This window comes from Desulfosarcina sp., from assembly GCF_041551955.1.
GTDB lineage: Bacteria > Desulfobacterota > Desulfobacteria > Desulfobacterales > Desulfosarcinaceae > Desulfosarcina.
Genome location: NZ_JBFELV010000390.1, coordinates 1 through 4924, shown reverse-complemented (window position 1 = coordinate 4924; position 4924 = coordinate 1). Strand labels below are relative to the sequence as shown.

Sequence of the window (4924 nt, the reverse complement as noted above, 5' to 3'; positions counted from 1 at the left end):
CCTTGGCGAAGTCCGTCGATTGCAGGATGAAGTTCGCCGAAAGGAAAAACTGGCGGCAATCGGAGGCCTTGCCGCAGGTGTTGCTCATGAAATTAGAAATCCGTTAAGTTCAATTAAAGGCATCGCATCCTATTTTAAGAATAAGTTTGATGAAGACAGTGGTGATAAAGAGATGGCTGGTGTTATGATTGAGGAAGTGGACCGCATGAACCGGGTCATCAGCGAATTGCTGGAGTTTGCCAGACCGACAGATTTAAACCTTAAAAGATCGGATGTGAATTCATTAATTGAGCATTCGGTACGGCTTATAGAAAAAGAAGCTCATACGAAGGATATTTCGATTAAATTGTATTTAACCAAACAGCCTTTAACAACCGAAATCGATTCGGATCGATTATCTCAATGCCTTCTGAATTTGTATTTAAACGCGCTTCAGGCGATGGAGAAAGGTGGTCAGCTAAGTATTAAAAATTCCTTGTCCGATGATAGCCTCATAGTCATTGAAATTGGAGATACCGGATCAGGAATTGAGGCTCAAAATATGCACAAAATATTTGATCCTTATTATACCACGAAAACCAAAGGCACCGGTTTAGGGCTGGCGATAGTCCACAAAATAATCGAAGCCCACAACGGGAGTGTAAAGGTCCGTAGTACTCCTGATCAGGGTACTACCTTTACAATCAGTATTCCAGCAAAAAAGCTTTGATGAGGGATATATGAGCAACGAAAAGCTATTTCACATATTGGTGGTCGAAGATGATCGCAGCCATTTGAAGACTCTGAAAACAATTATTACAAGCTGGGGCTACAAAACCACTGAGGTAGATGATGGAACGAAGGCGGTTCAGCATGTTAGAGAGCGCCCCTATGATCTTATCTTGATGGATATTCGAATGGCTGAAATGAGCGGAATAGAAGCTTTAAAACAAATCAAAGAATACAATCCAGCCATTCCGATACTTATCATGACCGCTTATTCATCGGTCGATTCAGCAGTTGAAGCCTTAAAAGCCGGAGCATACGATTATTTGACCAAGCCGCTTGATTTTGATGTGTTGAAGCTAACCCTTGAACGGGCATTGGAGCATACCAGTCTCAAAGTAGAAAATAGAGATCTGAAAGACAAACTGAGCGCTGATTACGATTTGAAAAATATCGTCGGAAAAAGCAAGGCGATGAAAGATTTGGTTGATATGCTGGCGATGATCGCACCCTCTGAAGCCACTGCGTTAATTACTGGGGAAAGCGGAACGGGCAAGGAGCTGATCGCCAAGTCGATCCATCACAACAGCAGCCGAAAGAATCATCCGCTGGTGGTTGTAAACTGTGCAGCGCTGACTGAAACGCTGCTGGAATCTGAACTCTTTGGTCATGAAAAAGGGGCGTTCACAGGAGCCGACAAGCGTCGTGAGGGACGGTTTATGCAAGCCAATAAGGGGACAATATTCCTGGATGAAATCGGAGAAACTTCAGCAATGATGCAGGCCAAACTGCTGCGTGTCATTCAGGAAAGAGAGATTCAAAGAGTGGGTGGCGATGAAACCTTAAACGTGGATGTGCGTATATTAGCCGCAACAAACAAGAACCTGGGAGAAGAAGTCGCCAAGGAAAGATTCAGAGAAGATCTGTATTATCGCCTGAATGTTGTTACGCTGGATGTGCCACCCCTCAGGGAGCGGCAAGATGACATCCCTTTGCTTGCGCAGCATTTTCTAGAAAAATATGCTAAAAAAAACCGCAAAAGGGTTAAGGTATTTTCCCCGTTGGCGATGGATATGCTTTTAAAATACGAGTGGCCAGGAAACGTCAGGGAACTCGAAAACACAGTTGAGCGAGCCGTGATTTTGTTAACCGGTGACAACATCACAGAAAAAGAGCTGGCTTCAAATATCACCGAACCCTATTCAAAGGTTAGTGATTGGGTTGAACGGCCAAAGCCTGTTGCAGCCAACCGTCCCTTGGAAGATATTGAAAAAGAGGCGATACTTGCCACCCTTGAAGCGACTGGTGGCAATAAAAGTGAAACCGCACGGAGGTTAAAGATCAATCGGAAAACCCTTCACAACAAACTGAAAGAGTACGGTGTCGATTGATCTCTACCAACTGGTTGAAAGATTTTGTTTAAAAGCTATTCCTGCCCACTACCCCCTGATCCAATTCCATTTCCTATCATTTTTCTGGCTGGTTATTTATACCCCACTATCAAATAATATCCGCCTGAAGGTGTGTAAAAACACCACAGATTCAATGATAGGCTATCGACCGTACTGATCGCCTAAGCAACATACTTTTTTCCATAATACTCATATTTACGTATAGTTATGTATGTACAAGATTGCTTCGACCAAAGTCTGGCATAGCCATTGCTCTATCATGTTTTTAACATTGCGGGGTTTTAAAAAAAGCTATTTTTAAAACCAAACGAAAATCAACTAATTTTACGGAGGCACAAATGAAAAAGAAAACAAAAGGAATCATCGTATTAACGGTTGTGGCGATCTTTGGCTTTACTACCCTGGCGTTTGCCGGTTGGGGTAATGGCTGCAATTACGGAATGCGGCGAGGCAATAACAGTGCAAATTGGAATCACGGGGATGGATCTATGCATGGCCAAGGCCAATATTACGGCAATCTTTCTGAACAGGAAATAGCCAAAATAGAGAAACAGCGTAATGAATTTTTTAAGGCCACTGAGAATAACCGGCAAATGCTTTACGAAAAAGAGCTGGCATTGAGAAGCGAGCTGGCAAAGGAAAACCCTGACACCAGCAAGGCTTCCAATTTGCAGAGTGAAATTTCCAAGCTTCAAAGTGATTTGGATCAAACACGACTGGATTATCAAATCCAGGCCAGAAAATCAGTACCAAACTATGGACGTGGCGATAGCGGATACGGCCATATGATGGGCAACGGTCCTCGTGGTGACAGATATTGCATGTGGTAGGCTCAAAAGCCGTATTGAAAACACTTGTGATGGGGCGGTGCTCACCGCCCCACTCATTTAAAATGAATTCTTGGACTACCTAAAAAGACCAATAGATCAGAAGAAAGGTGCTCCGATGAAAATCGAATCTTTGAAAAAGGCTGTAAGACCAATCTTGATTGTTGCAGTTGTTGGGTTTGCTTTAACAGCATTGGCAGGTTGTGGCATAGGCCATGGTCCTTACCGACATGGTTACGATGGGCAAAAGTACTATAATAATGCAGACCATTACAGAAGCGGCTATAGTGACTCGGGCCACGATTTTACTTTGCGAAAATACAATCAAAACCACAGAGGCAACGGTTACATGATGGGATATGGCCCTGGTCGAAGTGGATATTGTGGGTGGTAAGTTATCAGCCTTATTTCGGTATTTCGACAAATCGATTGGGAAGTGTAACATGACTTACAAAAACGGGCTTCAAAAGGGGTTTACGTGGTCATTGGCCATATTGATCCTAAGCAACATTTACTTAAGTCCTGCATTGGCCCAATCCGGCAGGTACAGTAACTGGCACATGGGTCGATGGATGATGGGCGACTGGGGTATGGGATGGTTCGGTATGATATTAATGATTATTTTTTGGGGTCTAATTATCGTAGGGATAGTTTCTTTTGTTAAATGGTTGATTCAAACCAAGGGCAGCAGAGGCGGTTCTATTGTCAGCAATGGTTCCAAGCCAATGGATATTTTGAAGGAACGCTATGCCAAAGGTGAAATAGCCCGTGATGAATTCGAATCGATGAAAAAAGATATACTCCAATAGCTCACACATGGTGATCTTCAATGAAAAAACGAAGCAAGGAATTCTGGACTTACTGCGAGAATGATAGAAGGCAATTCCTGAAACTGGCCGGTTACGGAACGCTGGGCTTGATAACAGGTGGGTTCTGGCCCCTATCAGATTATTCAGCTGCAGCGCAAAGCCCAAAGACGCTTGCAGACACAGAATTTCTCCCGGACTTAGATATTTCCCTTACGGCTCGACCGAGTGAAGTTGCCATCTTTCCTGGAGACCCCACTCAAATTTGGCAGTACCAAGCGGTTGTGCATAGGGGCAATAAAAACCGAGTGGTTGAAATTCCACGCAGCTATCTTGGCCCGACCATAAAAGTGCGTCAGGGAGAGAAAATACGAATTCGTTTTAAAAACCTATTACCTGAAGAGTCGATTGTGCATTGGCATGGTTTACATGTCCCTGCGATTATGGACGGGCATCCGCGCTATGTAATTCCGCAAGGGCAATCCTACCTATACGAATTCGAGGTCAATAACAGAGCCGGTACGTACTGGTACCACCCTCACCCCCACGGAAGAACCGGCCCACAGGTTTATCGAGGTCTGGCAGGTCTTTTTATAGTGTCCGATGAAGAAGAGCGAGCCGTGGGATTGCCCGACGATGAATATGATGTGCCTCTGGTACTACAGGACCGAACGTTTGGCACAGACAATCAGCTCATATACACCTCTGGCCATAGGATGGAACAGATGGCTGGTTTTTTGGGTGATATGATAATGGTCAATGGATTACCTGATTTTACCTTGCCGGTATCGACCTGTGCGTATCGATTACGCCTGTTAAATGGCTCCAATTCGCGAATATATAAACTGGCGTGGAAAGATGGTCGCCCCCTTACCATCATCGGCACAGATGGTGGATTGTTGGAAAGACCGGTCCGCCGTCAGTATGTGTTTTTAAGCCCTGGGGAAAGGATAGAGCTCTGGACCGATTTTTACGATAGCCAAGTCGGATATGAGACATCCCTGATAAGCCTTCCTTTCGACACCGGAGGCATGGGGGGCAGACGAATGGGACGTGGAATGATGATGGGTGGAATGGGTCAGAATCAAAACCTTCCAAACGGTGCTGGTTTTTCTATATTCAACATTAAAGTTACGCAGCGTGTGGAAAAAAACCAACCGCTTCCAGAGAAGCT

The 4924-nt window shown here is 44.5% G+C and carries 5 protein-coding genes; all 5 read left to right on the top strand.

Annotation, left to right across the window (positions count from 1 at the left end):
* The coding region (locus tag ABYV26_RS20835; RefSeq protein ID WP_372683283.1) for an ATP-binding protein at positions 1-709 on the top strand (709 nt) is incomplete at its 5' end.
* A 10-nt stretch (positions 710-719) separates the two neighbouring features.
* Positions 720-2096 carry a sigma-54-dependent transcriptional regulator gene (locus ABYV26_RS20830; protein WP_372683282.1) on the top strand — a complete coding sequence of 459 codons (1377 nt, stop codon included), beginning with the start codon at positions 720-722 and terminating at the stop codon, positions 2094-2096.
* A 359-nt stretch (positions 2097-2455) separates the two neighbouring features.
* Complete coding sequence (locus tag ABYV26_RS20825) at positions 2456-2947, top strand: periplasmic heavy metal sensor (RefSeq protein WP_155306130.1); 492 nt, start codon at positions 2456-2458, stop codon at positions 2945-2947.
* A 356-nt stretch (positions 2948-3303) separates the two neighbouring features.
* Positions 3304-3753: an SHOCT domain-containing protein gene (locus ABYV26_RS20820; RefSeq protein WP_372683281.1), complete on the top strand. Its 450-nt coding sequence runs from the start codon at positions 3304-3306 to the stop codon at positions 3751-3753.
* 20 nt (positions 3754-3773) lie between these two features.
* Positions 3774-4924 (top strand): multicopper oxidase family protein (locus ABYV26_RS20815; RefSeq protein WP_372683280.1); only part of this gene is annotated, 1151 nt, incomplete at its 3' end.